The organism is Biformimicrobium ophioploci (genome assembly GCF_030270605.1).
Taxonomy (GTDB): domain Bacteria; phylum Pseudomonadota; class Gammaproteobacteria; order Pseudomonadales; family Cellvibrionaceae; genus Biformimicrobium; species Biformimicrobium ophioploci.
On record NZ_BSYJ01000002.1, the window covers coordinates 605,922 to 621,141 of the forward strand.

The 15,220-nt window shown below is 59.7% G+C and carries 14 protein-coding genes; 10 read left to right on the forward strand and 4 right to left on the reverse strand.

The genetic code is table 11. From position 1 onward, the window contains the following. Nucleotides 1–19: 19 nt before the first annotated feature. Nucleotides 20–973 carry an acetyl-CoA carboxylase carboxyl transferase subunit alpha gene (accA, locus tag QSJ80_RS06060; RefSeq protein WP_285763504.1) on the forward strand — a complete coding sequence of 318 codons (954 nt, stop codon included), beginning with the start codon at nucleotides 20–22 and terminating at the stop codon, nucleotides 971–973. A gap of 81 nt (nucleotides 974–1,054) precedes the next feature. Here accA and QSJ80_RS06065 read toward each other — a convergent pair whose 3' ends face one another. From QSJ80_RS06065 to QSJ80_RS06080, 4 genes are all read right to left on the reverse strand, one after another. Further along, nucleotides 1,055–2,821 (reverse strand): sugar phosphorylase, encoded by a 1,767-nt coding sequence (locus tag QSJ80_RS06065; protein ID WP_285763506.1) that lies wholly within the window; start codon nucleotides 2,819–2,821, stop codon nucleotides 1,055–1,057. Beyond that, nucleotides 2,818–4,047 (reverse strand): glycosyltransferase family protein, encoded by a 1,230-nt coding sequence (locus tag QSJ80_RS06070; RefSeq protein ID WP_285763508.1) that lies wholly within the window; start codon nucleotides 4,045–4,047, stop codon nucleotides 2,818–2,820. The genes QSJ80_RS06065 and QSJ80_RS06070 overlap by 4 nt, the downstream gene beginning before the upstream one ends. Further along, nucleotides 4,020–4,967, reverse strand: a complete 948-nt coding sequence (locus tag QSJ80_RS06075) for an HAD-IIB family hydrolase (protein WP_285763510.1) — start codon at nucleotides 4,965–4,967, stop codon at nucleotides 4,020–4,022. Before QSJ80_RS06075 ends, QSJ80_RS06070 begins: the two co-directional genes overlap by 28 nt. A 301-nt stretch (nucleotides 4,968–5,268) precedes the next feature. Further along, nucleotides 5,269–6,171: a DegV family protein gene (locus QSJ80_RS06080; RefSeq protein WP_285763512.1), complete on the reverse strand. Its 903-nt coding sequence runs from the start codon at nucleotides 6,169–6,171 to the stop codon at nucleotides 5,269–5,271. A 131-nt stretch (nucleotides 6,172–6,302) separates the two neighbouring features. Between QSJ80_RS06080 and tilS the strand changes: the two genes are divergently transcribed. From tilS to QSJ80_RS06125, 9 genes are all read left to right on the forward strand, one after another. After that, complete coding sequence (gene tilS / locus QSJ80_RS06085) at nucleotides 6,303–7,616, forward strand: tRNA lysidine(34) synthetase TilS (RefSeq protein WP_285763513.1); 1,314 nt, start codon at nucleotides 6,303–6,305, stop codon at nucleotides 7,614–7,616. A gap of 206 nt (nucleotides 7,617–7,822) precedes the next feature. Next, nucleotides 7,823–9,451 (forward strand): CTP synthase, encoded by a 1,629-nt coding sequence (gene pyrG / locus QSJ80_RS06090; protein ID WP_285763514.1) that lies wholly within the window; start codon nucleotides 7,823–7,825, stop codon nucleotides 9,449–9,451. 57 nt (nucleotides 9,452–9,508) lie between these two features. Continuing rightward, a complete protein-coding gene (gene kdsA, locus QSJ80_RS06095) occupies nucleotides 9,509–10,354 on the forward strand; it encodes a 3-deoxy-8-phosphooctulonate synthase (protein WP_285763661.1) in 846 nt (281 codons plus the stop codon). A gap of 96 nt (nucleotides 10,355–10,450) precedes the next feature. Beyond that, the gene (gene eno, locus QSJ80_RS06100; protein ID WP_285763515.1) at nucleotides 10,451–11,740 is read left to right on the forward strand and encodes a phosphopyruvate hydratase; all 1,290 of its coding nucleotides are present in this window, start codon (nucleotides 10,451–10,453) and stop codon (nucleotides 11,738–11,740) included. 116 nt (nucleotides 11,741–11,856) lie between these two features. Then, entirely contained in the window at nucleotides 11,857–12,144 is a 288-nt protein-coding gene (locus QSJ80_RS06105; protein WP_285763516.1) for a septum formation initiator family protein, read from the forward strand. Beyond that, on the forward strand, nucleotides 12,141–12,854 hold the full coding sequence (gene ispD / locus QSJ80_RS06110; protein WP_285763518.1) for a 2-C-methyl-D-erythritol 4-phosphate cytidylyltransferase: 714 nt from the start codon (nucleotides 12,141–12,143) through the stop codon (nucleotides 12,852–12,854). Before QSJ80_RS06105 ends, ispD begins: the two co-directional genes overlap by 4 nt. Nucleotides 12,855–12,921: 67 nt before the next feature. Next, a complete protein-coding gene (gene ispF / locus QSJ80_RS06115) occupies nucleotides 12,922–13,407 on the forward strand; it encodes a 2-C-methyl-D-erythritol 2,4-cyclodiphosphate synthase (RefSeq protein WP_285763662.1) in 486 nt (161 codons plus the stop codon). Beyond that, nucleotides 13,394–14,386, forward strand: coding sequence for a tRNA pseudouridine(13) synthase TruD (gene truD / locus QSJ80_RS06120; protein WP_285763519.1), 993 nt, complete (start codon nucleotides 13,394–13,396; stop codon nucleotides 14,384–14,386). Before ispF ends, truD begins: the two co-directional genes overlap by 14 nt. Nucleotides 14,387–14,545: 159 nt before the next feature. Continuing rightward, on the forward strand, nucleotides 14,546–15,190 hold the full coding sequence (locus QSJ80_RS06125) for a protein-L-isoaspartate(D-aspartate) O-methyltransferase (RefSeq protein WP_285763521.1): 645 nt from the start codon (nucleotides 14,546–14,548) through the stop codon (nucleotides 15,188–15,190). Nucleotides 15,191–15,220: the final 30 nt, after the last annotated feature.

Genomic DNA, 15,220 nt, shown 5'->3' on the forward strand with positions numbered 1-15,220 from the left:
GAACGAACAGGTGGCCTGAATGAATCTCAATTTTCTCGAATTTGAACAGCCGATTGCCGAACTGGAGAGCAAGATCCAGGAGCTTCAGCTGGTCAGCGATGACAACGAACTGAATATCGCCGAGGAAATCACTCGCCTGCGGGAAAAGAGCACCAAGCTGACGGAATCCATCTACGCCGACCTGACCCCGTGGCAGACGGTACAGGTGGCACGCCATCCGCAGCGCCCCTACAGCCTGGATTACATCCAGCGCATCTTCACCGACTGGGATGAGCTGCACGGCGACCGCGCTTTCGGAGACGACAAGGCGATTATTGCGGGCATTGCCCGTATCGACGGCCGTCCGGTGATGGTGGTGGGCGAGGAGAAGGGCCGTAGCGTCTCTGAGAAAGTCAGCCGCAACTTCGGTATGCCGAAGCCGGAGGGCTACCGCAAGGCACTGCGCATGTTCAATATGGCAGAGCGTTTCAAGCTGCCGGTGCTTACGTTTATCGACACCCCCGGCGCCTACCCGGGTATTGATAGTGAGGAGCGCGGTATCTCCGAAGCGATCGCGCAGAACCTGGCGGTGATGTCGCGCCTGCGCACTCCGATTATCTGCACGGTGATTGGTGAGGGCTCATCCGGTGGTGCGCTGGCAATCGGTGTCGGTGACCAGCTGAATATGCTGCAGTACTCCACCTACTTTGTGATTTCCCCGGAAGGCTGCGCCAACATCATCTGGAAGACTGTGGAGAAGGCGCCGCTGGCAGCCGAAGCCATGGGTGTGACTTCCAGCGTGCTGGAAGAGCTGGGTATCGTGGATGAAACCATTCCTGAACCGTTGGGCGGCGCACACCGCGACCCGGACCTGATGGCCGAGCGGGTTAAGGAAAAGCTGGTAGAGCAGCTGGACCGCCTTGCGCAGGAGCCGATTGATGGCCTGTTGGAGAGGCGTTATCAGCGGTTGATGAGTTACGGTAATCCGGGCTAAAGAATAAATGGGGTCAGAGCGGAAGCTCTGACCCCTTAGATGCCGGGGGTCAGAGTTTTCACTCTGACCCCATTAGTCCCCTCAGTTACAAATCCACAAAGTCTGATAAGGCTCAATGGTGATGTAACCCCGGATATCCTCCAGCGCTTCCCCGGAAACCAGATCCACCCACTGATCCGTTTCAATCAGGTTCAGGTCCGACAGCGCCAGCTTGCGCGCCTTTCTCGCCACATTGCTGACACAGAAGATACTCTGGCGCCGGTCCATGCTCTGGCGCCAGAAGCCCACCAGCGTGCGCCCCAGCTGCAGCGTAAACTGCGTGGCATTGGGGTGGAATGCCGGTTGCTCGCGCCGGATGGCTACCAGCCGCTTGATACCCTCAAAGACCTTGCAGTGATCCGAGTCCGGGTCGGCCAGCGCTGTCTCCAGCTTGCCGTAGTCCCACTGGTGCCGGTTGATGGCGCGGTTGTGGCCGGCGTGTTCCATGCGCGCGTAATCGTTGCGTGTACCCAGCAGGCTATGGATATAGATCGCCGGGATACCTTCCAGTGCCAGCATGATCGCGTGCGCGCAGAGGAAGCGCTGCATGCCGAGCGAGTCCTTGCCGTGCACCGTGCCCTGTAGCGCATCGAACAGGCTGATATTGATTTCGTAGGGTTTCTGCACGCCGTTGTCCAGCGCGCGGTAGGACACCCGCCCGCCGAACGCTTCCATGGTCTCGATCAGTGCGGAAATTTCCCGATCGGAAAGAATACCTTCAGTGGGGCGCAGGCCGATGCCATCGTGGGACGCGATAAAGTTGAAATAGGCCGTGCCGTTCTGGGCAGGGGGCAGGCTCATCAGCCACTGGCGCAGGTAATTGCAGTTACCGGTAATCAGGGTGTTGACCAGCAGTGGTGGCAGTGAAAAGTTGTAGACGCAGTGTGCTTCGTTGGCGTTACCGAAATAGGAAAGGTTTTCCCGGTTGGGGATATTGGTCTCGGTGATCAGGATCGCATCGCAACGCCAGTGCTCAATCAGTACCCGTAAAAGACGCACAATTTCATGCGTCTCTTCCAGGTTGAGGCAGCTGGTGCCTGGGATTTTCCAAAGGAATGCCACGGCATCCAGGCGGAATACCCGCACGCCGCGCTCGAGGTAAAAGCGGATGATCGAAACCATCTGCTTAAGGACCTCTGGGTTGCGGAAATTCAGGTCAACCTGGTCGTGGCCAAATGTGCACCAGACATGCTTTTCGCCGTTTACCGTTTCGACTTTTTTCAGTAACGGCGAAGTGCGGGGGCGCACCACCGCGCCCAGGTCCGCGTCCGGGTCCGCTTCATAGAAAAAGTCCTTGCCCGGTGACTTGCCCTGCAGATAGTTCTGGAACCACAGGCTTCTCGAAGAGCAGTGGTTGATCACCAGGTCTGCCATCAGGTCATAGCGCTCGGAAATGGCCTCGATATCGTGCCAGGTGCCCAGGGATTCATTGACACTGGAGTAGTCCAGCACCGCAAAACCGTCATCGGAACTCCAGGGGAAAAACGGCAATATATGCACACCCCCGAGCAGTCCGTCGCTGTGGGTCTCGAGGAAGTGCTGTAGTACCTCCAGTGGCGGTATGTCGTGCCCCGCCAGGAGGCTGTCGCCATAGCAGATCACGAATACATCCTGCTGGTCCCACAGGTTGCGGTGTTGCGGCGCCTCGCAAACATCGTCGGAGATGCCCATGATCTGCAGCAGTTCATCGCCGAGCTGCGGGGAAATCTCGAATTCGTCCACGTCCGCATAAATGCGCTCGAGGTGGTGGTTTACCCGATCGCGCAGGAACTGAAGCGTTGGTTGGGGCGGGTAGGTCGTCACACTCACCGCGTATACCCGAATTCCCGGTTATCCTGCTCGACCGCGTCGTACAACTGCTCCATCACATCCGGGATGGCGCTGACGACCCGGCTCCAGCCTGGTATGAACGGGCGCTCCATGGGCCGATCGAGGAAGGCCTGGCCGGCCTTCATGATGTTCTGTGCAAACAGTTCGACCGCTTTCTCCTCATGATGGATATCCAGCGTGAGGCCATTCATCACGGCGTCGTTGTGGTAGGTTTCCACGAAATCCAGCGCGATGCGGTAGTAGCTTGCCTTGAGCGAACGGAAGGTTTCCGCATTGAACGTAATGCCCTGGGTCGCCAGTTTGCGGAACAGCGCCTTGCAGATGTCGATGGACATCTTGCTGAGGCCGCCGGCATCGTTGTCTTCTGACAGTACCTGGTGCTTGTGGTCGTAAGTGTCCGCAATGTCCGCCTGGCACAGGCGGTTGTTGGAGTAGTTGCGGTACATCTCGGACAGAACGCCGATTTCCAGGCCCCAGTCGCTGGGAATGCGGATATCGGTGAGTACATCGCGGCGGAAGGAAAATTCTCCGGCCAGCGGATAGCGGAAGCTGTCCATGAAGGACAGGTATTCGATTTCACCAAAGACCTTTTTGAGCGCGCGCAGCATCGGGGTGACCAGCAAACGGCTGACCCGGCCATTGATCTTGCCGTCGGCGACCCGGGCGTAGAACCCCTTGCAGAACTCATAGTTGAAGCGCGGGTTGGCAACCGGGTAGATCAGCCGCGCCAGCAGGGAGCGGTCATAGGTGAGGATGTCGCAGTCGTGCAGGGCAATGGATTCCGTGCGGCCGGATGCGAGCACATACCCCATGCAGTACCAGACATTGCGCCCCTTGCCCATTTCCTTTGGCGCCAGGTCGAAGCGACTCAGTTCGGCATCGAGTTTTTTCAGGCGCGGGCCATCATTCCAGAGGACCCGGTGGTGCTGCGGCAGGGTGCAGAAAAATTCCAGCGCATGCCGGTATTGCTTTTCATCTGCGCGATCGAGACCGATGACGATCTCGTTGAGGTAGGGAACCTGCTGCAGTTCTTCTACGATCTTTGGCAGTGCAGGCCCGGTGATTTCCGAGAACAGCGAGGGGAGTACCAGTCCCATGGGCCGCTTTTTGGCGAATTCGACCAGGTCTGCCTCCATGGAGTCGACCGATCGCCGGGAAAGGTTGTGCAGGGTGGTGATTATTCCGTTCTGGTAGAAGTCTCCCATAGCGCTTCGTCCTTGGTCTGATTGTTATCTGTTTTGGGGGTATTGGCGTCCGTGTGATCTGTCATCTCCAGCCACCGGAATACACCTTCCGCCCAACCCTCCGGGCCGCACCGCTTGCTGAAATATAGGCCGTCAGTACGTCGGAGGCGCGGAAATTTATGGTTTGGCGAGCGAATTGCCACAGCGCTACTGGTCACTTCCAGCATCGGGACGTCGTTTTCGCCGTCACCGAGGGCAAGGTCGAGAACAGGACGGCCAGTTTCTGTCGCGATTATGTCCCGCAGCCACGCAATGGCCTTGCCCTTGTCCGCGTCGCCACTGACCGAAACGAGACGCCCGCCAATCTGGGCGCGGCCATCGAGACTACTGATGCGCTGGATAAAGAGATCCCGCCGGGCGGCACTGGATTGCCACAGGAGCGGTTCGGAATAGGCGCGGGTATTGGCGAGAAGGGCGTCGGCCGGTGCAAGTCCGGTGATTTCGGCGACAGTTGTTGCATCTGCACCGGCAAGCCCGAAGAACTCATCGCGAAATTCGCTGCCCAGCTGCTGGACCATATCGACCCAGTGCTGCCGCGGCGCGCAGAAAGCCCGTAGCCAGAACGCGCCCGACTTCTCAGCGCCGGATGGACAAGCCTGGACCAATGACTGTGGGATCAGCACAGCTGCGCCGTTCTCGACAATCATCGGGCCTGAAAATGGCAGAGTACGCGCGAGCTTTTCTACCTCGGGTCGGGTTTTGCTGGTCACCGGAATGACCGGAATGTGCCTTTGTTGCAGTGCCTTGAGTGCATCTCTGGCCGCATCGTGCTGATAGGTATGATGATCGAGCAGGGAACCGTCCAGGTCGGTAAATACCAGGCGTTGTGGTCCTGCCAATTCCTGCGCCAATTCCGATGCGGGTTCCGGCGAATGCTGCATGGAAAGTATCTCTCCGTGTGTTTCGATAGCTTTGCTTCTCTGTGCGCGGTTGCCCTGTGGAATTGTTAATGCAGAATTCGGGCCGATTTTGCGCGGACTTCCCTGCCCGCACCCTGATCGTCAGTTATTGCAGGAATATTAGCAACGCGCAGGCGCCAGAATGCTCTTGTATAGCCGTGGCGCACCAGGTTGGTGCATAAGTTGGCGTGTCTGCTGCACAAGTGGTGCGGGGCAAGTACCAAATAGGAGGGGCATGCCGGGCCAGTGGCCCGGCATTATGGGAGAGCGGGAAAGGTGGGGGCTATTTGTCCTCTTCTGCCAGCGCGAGGGCGACAGTGCCCGGGCCGAGGTTGATGCCGCCGGACAGGCTCATCAGGGATTTGTAAACCTTGACCTTGTGCTCCCGGGCAACCGCCTCGAAGCGCCTGAACCCCGGTGTCTTGTCGATATCCTCAAGCTTGCCGGCAATACTGACCACCACTGCGGGCAGGATCAGCTTGCCCTGCTGGATCTTTTCGATCGCCAGATCGAACAGCTTTTCCGTGCACTGGTCGAATCCGCGTGTGGTCGCCTGTACTGCGGTCTGTTCATGATGGATGCCGATGATCGGGTGCAGGTCGAACAGGCGCGCCATCATGGCCTTGAGCCAGCCGACACTGTCCTCGTTCTTACTACGGGCGCGCTTGCGCAGGTAATAGACATCCTTTATCGCGGCAAAGCCCCAGGTCTTGCGGCCGAAGGTTTCCGCTTTTTCCCGGATTTCCTCGCCACTGAAGCCCTTCTGGATCAGTGACAGGGTGTAGAGCGCGAGCAGTCCCTGGCCGGAGAACAGCGTGTGGGAGTCTACCGGGTGTACTTGCGCGGATTCCTGCCCGTCATTCATCTTGCTGGCTACCTTGCGCAGGTTGGCATAGGTCGGGCTGTTGGTGCTGTTGATGGTCTGCACCACGATATCGCGGTCAGCGGTCTTGCGCAGGCGCTGCAGAATCGCCTCGATCTCCGGCTCCGGCGCAGGCCCCGTCACAATCTGGTGAGAGCTGTCCACCAGCGACATGGTGTAGAAGTGGGACATCTGCGCGGGGTTGCGTTGATCCCCGAATTCTTCCTTGCCGAAGCTCACAGTGTGCGGCAGCACAGGGATGTTGAATTTGCGCAGGAATTCATCCGGCAGGTCACACCCGGAATCGACGACAAGCTGGACCATTTGGCGCACCTCTAGGAACTGTTATTAGGATTGTTTTTGTCATTTTGTGTCGTGACGCACAATTTAACACCTGAGTTGAACCTTGAGTAGCCGGGCTTGCACCCCGGCGGCGCATACCAGACCATGTACGAATGAATGTCAGTGCCGAAAAAGTCCGGGCAGAGGTCCTGTCCAGTCCGTTTCAGGGCACCCGTTGGGTGGCCTTCAGCGGAGGCCTGGATTCCAGCGTGCTGTTGCACCTGCTGGTGGCCGCCGGTGTGCCTGTACGTGCCATTCATGTCAATCACGGACTGTCCCCGAATGCGGATGCCTGGCAGGCGCATTGCTCGGCCCAGGCGGAAATGCTGGGGGTGCCATTTATGGCGCGTCGGGTGACGGTCAATCCGGCTGGGGGAGGTCTTGAGCAGGCAGCGCGTGAGGCACGTCATGGGGCATTTGCGGAAACGCTGGTGCCTGGAGATTTGTTGCTGCTCGGCCACCACGCGGACGATCAGGCAGAAACCGTGTTGTTCAGGTTATTGCGCGGTGCTGGCGTTAAAGGCCTGGGTGGTATGCGCAGATCCAGACCTCTGGGCGGGGGCGCACTGGCGCAAACTGGGGTTCTCCGGCCATTGCTGGAGTACACGCGAAACGAACTTGAAGCCTATGCGCGGCAATCTGGCCTCAGCTGGATTGAGGACGAGAGTAACGCCGATGAGGGCCTGGACCGCAATTTTCTGAGGCGGCGGGTGATGCCGCTGCTGGCTGGCCGCTGGCCGGTGGCACGAGCGCTGTCACGGGCCGCAGCGCACCAGCAGGAGGCTGCGGTACTGCTGGATGAACTGGGGCAGCTGGACCTATTGGCATGCGGACAGCGAGCAGAGCACCTGGGGAGCAGCATTGATTTTGCTTCCTGGGACGGTCTGTCACAGGCCCGACGCAAGAACCTGATTCGTCACTGGGTGCAGGCGCAGGACGAGAAAGCACCGGAGACAGTTCGGCTGGAGGAAGCGCTGCGCCAGCTGTGCGAGGCCGGTGCAGAGGCCAGCCCGCGAGTGTCGCTCGGCACTCTGGAACTTCGGCGGTACGACGGGCGTATCTACCTGCTGGCCCCGTTGGCCGAGTTGGCTTTGTCGGATACCGGCTGGTCTGTGCCCTGGGACGGACAGGCACCCCTGCCATTGCCTGGTGGCGGGCTACTGTATTGCCAGGGGCCGCCCGGGGACTACCGGGTACAGTTGCGCAGGGGCGGGGAAAGGGCCAAACCCGAGGGCCGGCGCCACTCACAGCAGTTGAAAAAACTGTTGCAGGAGTATGGCCTGGAGCCCTGGCTGCGGGATCGCGTGCCCCTTGTATATCGGGATGATGAGCTACTGGCGGTGGGTGACCTGTTCGTCACCGGCGTGGCGGGGCGCAGCCGTTTCCGCTGGCTGCCAATCGCCCCGGAGGGAGCATCTCCAGATTGAGTCACCGGGCGCTTTCTGGTAGTCTGGCGTCCCATCTTACGGAGCCTCGGAAAACCCTTTTCCGGGTACCGTCGTCTGATTTCTGATCGCCGGCTGTGCTAGCTAGACTTTCGGCGAAGCCCATTTTGTGAAGTGCCTGAGCCAGGCCCCGACGGGTCCGGCTTTTGCGTATTGGTATTCGACTAGGTTCAACTGCAAGGTCTTAAATGACGCGCTATATCTTTGTTACTGGTGGCGTGGTTTCCTCTTTGGGGAAAGGTATCGCCTCCGCTTCTCTCGCGGCCATCCTGGAAGCCCGCGGCCTCAAGGTCACCATCCTCAAGCTGGATCCGTACATCAACGTTGATCCGGGCACCATGAGCCCGTTCCAGCACGGTGAGGTCTACGTGACCGAGGACGGCGCCGAGACGGACCTGGACCTCGGCCACTACGAGCGCTTCGTGCGCACGCGCATGTCCAAGCGCAACAACTTCACCACCGGCCGCGTCTATGAAACCGTGCTGCGCAAGGAACGCCGTGGCGACTACCTCGGCGGCACCGTGCAGGTGATTCCGCACATCACCGACGAGATCAAGCGCCGCGTGCTGGAAGGTGGTCGCGATGTCGATGTGGCCATTGCGGAAATCGGCGGCACCGTAGGTGATATCGAGTCGCAGCCGTTCCTGGAAGCGGTGCGCCAGCTGAAAGTGGAACTGGGCAGTAATCGCGCCGCGCTGATTCACCTGAGCTATGTGCCGTACCTGAATACGGCCGGTGAGACCAAGACCAAACCCACCCAGCACTCCGTGAAAGAGCTGCGCTCCATCGGCCTGCAGCCGGACGTGCTGCTGTGTCGCTCCGAGCGCGAGGTCGATGCGGACTCGCGTCGCAAGATCGCGCTGTTTACTAACGTGGAAGAGCGCGCAGTAGTGCCGGTGCCGGATGCCAAGACCATCTACTCCATCCCGCGCCTGCTGCACAGCTATGGCCTCGACCGCATTATTGTTGAAAAGCTGCAGCTGGATGTGCCGGAGCCGGACCTGTCCGAATGGGATCGCGTTGTCGACGGCAAACTGAACCCGGTCAACGAAGTGAAAATTGCCATGGTTGGCAAGTACATGGAGTTGCTGGATGCGTACAAGTCCCTCATCGAGGCGCTGACCCACGCGGGTATCCATACCAAGACCCGGGTCAATTTCGATTTTATCAATTCCGAAGATGTGGAAGAGAAGGGCATCGATATCCTCAAGGATGCCGATGCCATCCTGGTACCCGGCGGTTTCGGCGAGCGTGGCCTCGAAGGCAAGCTGATGGCGGTGCAGTACGCGCGTGAAAATAATGTGCCGTACCTGGGTATCTGCCTCGGCATGCAGTCCGTGATCATCGAGTTTGCACGCAACGTGCTGGGGCTCAAGGGAGCCAATAGCACCGAGTTCGACACCAAGTCCCCGCACCCGGTAGTGGCCCTGATCACTGAGTGGGTGGATGCCGAAGGCAAGACAGAGCAGCGCGACGAATCATCGGACCTTGGCGGTACCATGCGTCTTGGCGGCCAGGAGTGTCGCCTGGCGAACGACTCCAAGGCGAAGGAAATCTACGGCCAGGATGTGATCGTCGAGCGCCACCGCCACCGCTACGAAGTGAACAACAATTATGTCGATCGCCTGCAGCAGGGCGGCCTGCGCATTGGCGGCTGGTCCGCGGACGACGCGCTGGTAGAAATGGTGGAGCTGCCGGATCACCCCTGGTTTGTGGCGTGCCAGTTCCACCCGGAATTCACTTCCACACCGCGTGACGGTCACCCGCTGTTTGAAAGTTTCGTCAAGGCTGCGCTGGCCAATCGCGAATCCAAATAATCGGTTCAGGGCCGCAGTAGCCTGACCGTTGCCAGAGAAGGAATTGGCATGAGCACAATGAAAACCGTTCGCGTCGGCGCGCTGGATGTCGCCAACGATCGGCCGATGACCCTGTTCGGCGGCATGAACGTGCTGGAATCCCGCGACCTTGCCATGCAGGTTGCTGAGCACTACGTACAGGTCACGGAAAAGCTGGGCATTCCGTACGTATTCAAGGCGTCATTCGACAAGGCCAACCGCTCCTCGATTCATTCTTATCGCGGTCCCGGTATGGAAGAGGGTCTGAGGATTTTTGAGGAAATCAAGCGCACTTTCAATGTGCCGCTGATTACCGATGTACACGAACCAGAGCAGGCAGCACCCGTTGCTGAAGTGGTAGACGTTATCCAGTTGCCGGCTTTCCTGGCCCGCCAGACCGATCTGGTTGCGGCGATGGCAAAGACCGGCGCGGTGATCAATATCAAGAAGCCGCAGTTTATGAGCCCGCCGCAAATGGCGAATATCGTCGCCAAGTTCGCCGAGGGTGGCAACGAGCAGGTAATCCTGTGTGAGCGCGGCAGCTGTTTTGGCTATGACAACCTGGTTGTCGACATGCTCGGTTTCCGTACCATGATCGACTCCACCGGCGGCGCGCCGCTGATTTTCGATGTGACCCACTCCCTGCAGATGCGCGACCCTTCCGGTGCGGCATCCGGTGGCCGTCGCGCACAGGTCACCGAGCTGGGCCGTGCCGGCCTCGCAATTGGTATCGCCGGCCTGTTCCTGGAGGCGCACCCGAATCCGGACAAGGCGCTGTGCGACGGTCCCAGTGCGCTGGCGCTGGACAGGCTGGAGCCGTTCCTCGCGCAGATGAAGGCGGTGGACGACCTGGTCAAGGGGCTCGAACCCCTCGACACCAAATAGAAAAAACAGATAAAACCCAATAACACTTACACTCAAGACCCGCCCGCCGGTGATCTCCGGCGCGGCACCCAACTTTCGGTTTTAAGGAGCCAGTGAATGAGCAAAATCGTTGCGATCAAAGCCTTTGAGGTGATGGACAGTCGCGGTAACCCGACTGTCAATGCAGACGTGATTCTGGAGTGCGGCGCAGTCGGTTCTGCCTGTGCACCGTCTGGCGCGTCCACTGGCTCACGCGAAGCACTTGAACTGCGTGACGGCGACAAGTCCCGCTATCTGGGCAAGGGTGTGCTGAAGGCCGTTGAGAATATCAACACCACCATCGCCGAGCTGCTCGTCGGTATGGATGCGACCGACCAGCGCGCACTGGACAAGACCATGATCGATGCCGACGGTACCGAAAACAAATCTGTGCTGGGCGCCAATGCGATTCTTGCGGTTTCCCTGGCTGCGGCCAAGGCTGCTGCCGTTGCCAAGAAAATGCCGCTGTACCAGCACATCGCTGAAGTGAACGGCACCGCTGGCCAGTACACCATGCCGGTGCCGATGATGAACATCCTCAATGGTGGTGAGCACGCGGACAACAATGTCGACATCCAGGAGTTCATGGTGCAGCCGGTCAAGGCGCCGACCTTTGCCGAAGCGCTGCGCCAGGGTGCGGAAATTTTCCACGCCCTGAAGAAGGTCCTGCACGACCGCGGCCTCAGCACCTCTGTTGGTGATGAAGGTGGCTTCGCCCCGAACCTGCCGTCCAACGAAGCGGCTCTGGAAGTGATTGCCGAGGCGGTTGAAAAAGCCGGCTACAAGCTGGGCGACGACATCACCCTGGCACTGGACTGTGCTTCTTCCGAATTCTACAAGGGCGGCAATTACGACCTGTCCGGCGAAGGCAAGCAGTTCGACAGTGAAGGTTTTGCCAGTTACCTGGCGGAGCTGTCCAACAAGTACCCGATCATCTCCATCGAAGATGGCATGGATGAGAGCGACTGGGGCGGCTGGAAGATCCTGACCGACAAAATCGGCAGCAAGGTACAGCTGGTTGGTGACGACCTGTTCGTAACCAACACCAGCATCCTCAAGCGCGGTATCGAAATGGGTGTGGGCAACTCCATCCTGATCAAGTTCAACCAGATCGGTTCCCTGTCCGAGACCCTGGATGCCATCCAGATGGCCAAGGACGCCGGCTACACCGCGGTGATTTCCCACCGTTCCGGTGAGACCGAGGACACCACCATTGCGGACCTGGCGGTTGCCACAGCGGCTGGCCAGATCAAGACCGGTTCCCTGTGCCGCTCCGATCGCGTAGCCAAGTACAACCGTCTGCTACGTATCGAAGCTGAGCTTGATGGCGGTGCACCGTACCGCGGCATCGCGGAATTCAAGTCCTAATACCATCGGCATCTGTTGATCGGGGCCCTGATTTTGGGGGCCTCGTTTCGCGCTTCTCCTCACGCGCCCATTCCGGTATCTTTCCCTTATCTTTCAATAATTTGCGCCTTCCCGCTATGAAATGGCTGATCGCACTGCTGACCGTCATGCTGATCGCGACCCAGTACCGCCTCTGGGTGGGCGAGGGCAGCCTCGCGGAAGTCTCCCGGCTGGAGCGTGAAATTGCCCAGCAGCAGCAGAAGAATGCTGCGCTGGTGGCTGAAAATCGCCAGTTGCTGCAGGAAGTGCTAAACCTCAAGCAGGGCACCCAGGGCATCGAGGCGCGTGCACGGCACGACCTGGGAATGATCCGGGAAGGTGAAACCCTGTTTATCTTTGTGGACGATAAGGCAGATTCGGAGTGACTGTCGAACAGCAGACAGAGCGCTGGGTGCTGGTGCCTGCAGCCGGCATAGGCGCGCGCATGGGAAGGGAGATCCCCAAACAGTACCTGCCCCTGGCGGGCCACCCGCTGTTGTCCCATACCCTCGAAAATATCCTTTCCTGGCCCGGCATTGCCGGCATTGCCGTCTGTGTCGCCGATGCAGACTGCTGGTTCGAAGCGCTGCCGGAAGCCAATGACCCACGCATACATCGTGTAGCTGGTGGTGCCGAACGCGCGGACTCGGTCCTCGCCGGCCTCCGCTATCTGGAAAAACATGCCGCCCTGGGCGCTGAGGTGCTGGTGCATGACGCAGCCCGTCCCTGTATCGCGGTTGCGGATGTGGAGCGCCTGATGGACGGGGAGGCGCCGCATGGGGCAATCCTCGCGCTGCCGGTCAGCGACACCGTGAAACAGGTGCGCAGTGCAGGCGAGACCGAAATCGAGCGGACCCTGGACCGCAGCCGGATCTGGCTTGCGCAGACGCCACAGCGGGCGCCGGTGGCATTGTTGCGCCATGCGCTGGAGCAGGCACTGGCGGACGGAGTGGCAGTGACCGACGAAGCCAGTGCATTGGAAGCTGCGGGCTTCAGCCCCCGCCTGGTGCCGGGCAGCCGCACCAATATCAAGGTGACGGTGCCGGAAGACCTGCCTCTTGCCGAATTCATTCTGGCAACCCGGCGCCAGTCCTGAACGCGTACCTTCTGACCTGGGTCAGGCAAACACAAGACAAAAGAAACAATTTAAGGACAGGCAAATGATCAGGATCGGGCAGGGCTTTGACGTGCATGCATTCGGCCCGGGAGACCACGTCACACTCGGTGGTGTGCGGATTCCGTTTGCACAGGGCCTGGTCGCGCACTCCGATGGTGATGTCCTGTTGCATGCGCTTGCCGATGCGCTGCTCGGAGCGCTGGCACTGGGTGATATCGGCAGGCATTTTCCCGATACCGATGCGCAGTACGCCGGTGCCGACAGCCGCGTGCTGCTGCGCCATGTTTATGGGCTGATCCGGGATAAGGGGTATGTGCTCGCTAACGCCGATATTACCGTGATTGCACAGGCGCCGAAGATGGCCCCCCATATTGATGCCATGCGTGCAAATATTGCAGAGGACCTGGGTGTACCGGTGGACGAGGTCAGCGTAAAGGCGACCACCACGGAGAAACTCGGCTTCACTGGCCGCGGTGAAGGCATTGCAGTCCAGGCGGCTGTACTGGTTCGGGCTTACCATGACAGCATCTGATTCGACTTCCGCTTCTTCCTCTTCCTGGCCCCTGGATTGGCCTCGCTGCTGGAACGGCCCGTTAGTAACTGCTGACTTCCGCTCGGAGCCGGAAGACTTTTGCGTCGATGAAATCATGCTGCCACCCGCGGAAACGGAAGGTGAACACCTTTGGCTGCAGGTCCGCAAACGCGGCGCAAATACCGGCTGGGTTGCGGCGGAAATGGCCAGGGCGGCTGGCGTTCGTGAGATGGATGTTGGCTATGCCGGCCTCAAGGATCGCCACGCAGTAACGACACAGTGGTTCAGTATCTGGCTTGCGCAGCGGCAGACCCCCAAATGGCAGGACTGGCAGATCGAGGGTGCGGAAATATTGCAGGCCCAACGGGCGCCACGCAAGCTGAGACGGGGTGAGCACCAGGGTAACCGTTTCAAGATTCGCCTGCGCAACCTCACCGGCGAGCTGGCGGGCCTTGAAAACCGCCTGCAGGAAATATCTGCCGGTATCCCCAATTATTTTGGTGAACAGCGCTTTGGCCGTGGCGGCAACAACCTGGATCTGGCGCTGAAGCTGGTGGAGGGCGGGCGGATTCGTGACCGGAAAAAGCGCGGCTTTGCGCTGTCGGCAGCGCGCAGCTGGCTTTTCAATCAGGTTCTGGCTGAGCGTGTGCGTGCCGGTAACTGGCGCGACCGGCTGGAGGGGGAGTGCGAAGACGGCCCGAGCGGCCCACTCTGGGGGCGTGGCCGTAACCTGGCAACCGGTGCCCAGGGGGAACTGGAAGCAACCGTTATCGGAGGCTGGCCTGGCTGGGCAGATATGCTCGAGCATGCCGGTTTGCAGCAGGAGCGCCGCTCGCTGGTACTGTCGCCACACAGCTTTCGCTTTGAACTGGACGGCAACGATCTGGTACTCGAATTTGCATTGCCGGTGGGCGCCTTCGCGACCGCTGTGCTGGGCGAGTTTGCACAGCTCAATAACCTTGGGGCGGCAGGGGCTTAAATCCGCCAATTGGTGATATAGTTCCATGGTTCCCGTGATCTACCTCACGGTCACGGAGCGCTGCCGGGCAAATTGGGGATTCGGTAGCGTCAGGCAATAATAAAAACACTTGGTAATGGAGAACTTGCCGTGGATCGGCTGAGAGTCGAAGGGGTCGGAATGACCTCGCAACGTACACGCAACCGCCTGATACAGCGTCTCGCCGACGAGGGCATCTCTGATGCGCGGGTGCTGGAAGTCATGGCAAATACCCCCAGACACCTTTTTATTGAGGAGGCCCTGGCAATCAGGGCTTACGAAGATACCGCCCTTCCGATCGGCTTTGGCCAGACCATTTCCCAGCCCTATATTGTGGCCCGCATGACGGAGCTGCTGATCCAGCGCGCCAAGCGCCTGGACAAGGTACTGGAAGTGGGTACAGGTTCCGGTTACCAGACCGCCATTCTGGCGCCACTGGTTGAAAAACTGTATTCCGTGGAGCGCATTGAGCCCCTTCTCTTAAAAGCCAGAAAACTGCTGGGTGAGCTCGGGTTGCGCTCGGTGGAATTCCGCTTGAGCGATGGCAGCCTTGGCTGGGCAGAAGAAGCACCGTTCGACGCCATCCTGTCTGCCGCCGCACCGGCAACCATCCCCGCGGAACTAAAGAGCCAGTTGGCGCCGGACGGCGTGCTGGTGATCCCCGTCGGCAGCGACATCCAGCACCTTACTGTGGTCACGCGAGAGGGCGACAGTGATAAGTTCACAGTGGAGCGGGTGGAGCCGGTGCGTTTCGTGCCCCTGGTTGCTGGTGTTGTGCGCCAGTAAGCGCCGACAGTGCGACGGCCGAGAACGGTC

What these genes read in the sequence shown, in the direction of transcription:
- accA (WP_285763504.1), top strand. Translation starts at nt 20, where the DNA reads ATGAATCTCAATTTTCTCGAATTTGAACAGCCGATTGCCGAACTGGAG.
- QSJ80_RS06070 (WP_285763508.1), bottom strand. Translation starts at nt 4,047, where the DNA reads ATGGGAGACTTCTACCAGAACGGAATAATCACCACCCTGCACAACCTT.
- QSJ80_RS06075 (WP_285763510.1), bottom strand. Translation starts at nt 4,967, where the DNA reads ATGCAGCATTCGCCGGAACCCGCATCGGAATTGGCGCAGGAATTGGCA.
- QSJ80_RS06080 (WP_285763512.1), bottom strand. Translation starts at nt 6,171, where the DNA reads ATGGTCCAGCTTGTCGTCGATTCCGGGTGTGACCTGCCGGATGAATTC.
- tilS (WP_285763513.1), top strand. Translation starts at nt 6,303, where the DNA reads ATGAATGTCAGTGCCGAAAAAGTCCGGGCAGAGGTCCTGTCCAGTCCG.
- pyrG (WP_285763514.1), top strand. Translation starts at nt 7,823, where the DNA reads ATGACGCGCTATATCTTTGTTACTGGTGGCGTGGTTTCCTCTTTGGGG.
- kdsA (WP_285763661.1), top strand. Translation starts at nt 9,509, where the DNA reads ATGAAAACCGTTCGCGTCGGCGCGCTGGATGTCGCCAACGATCGGCCG.
- eno (WP_285763515.1), top strand. Translation starts at nt 10,451, where the DNA reads ATGAGCAAAATCGTTGCGATCAAAGCCTTTGAGGTGATGGACAGTCGC.
- QSJ80_RS06105 (WP_285763516.1), top strand. Translation starts at nt 11,857, where the DNA reads ATGAAATGGCTGATCGCACTGCTGACCGTCATGCTGATCGCGACCCAG.
- truD (WP_285763519.1), top strand. Translation starts at nt 13,394, where the DNA reads ATGACAGCATCTGATTCGACTTCCGCTTCTTCCTCTTCCTGGCCCCTG.
- QSJ80_RS06125 (WP_285763521.1), top strand. Translation starts at nt 14,546, where the DNA reads ATGACCTCGCAACGTACACGCAACCGCCTGATACAGCGTCTCGCCGAC.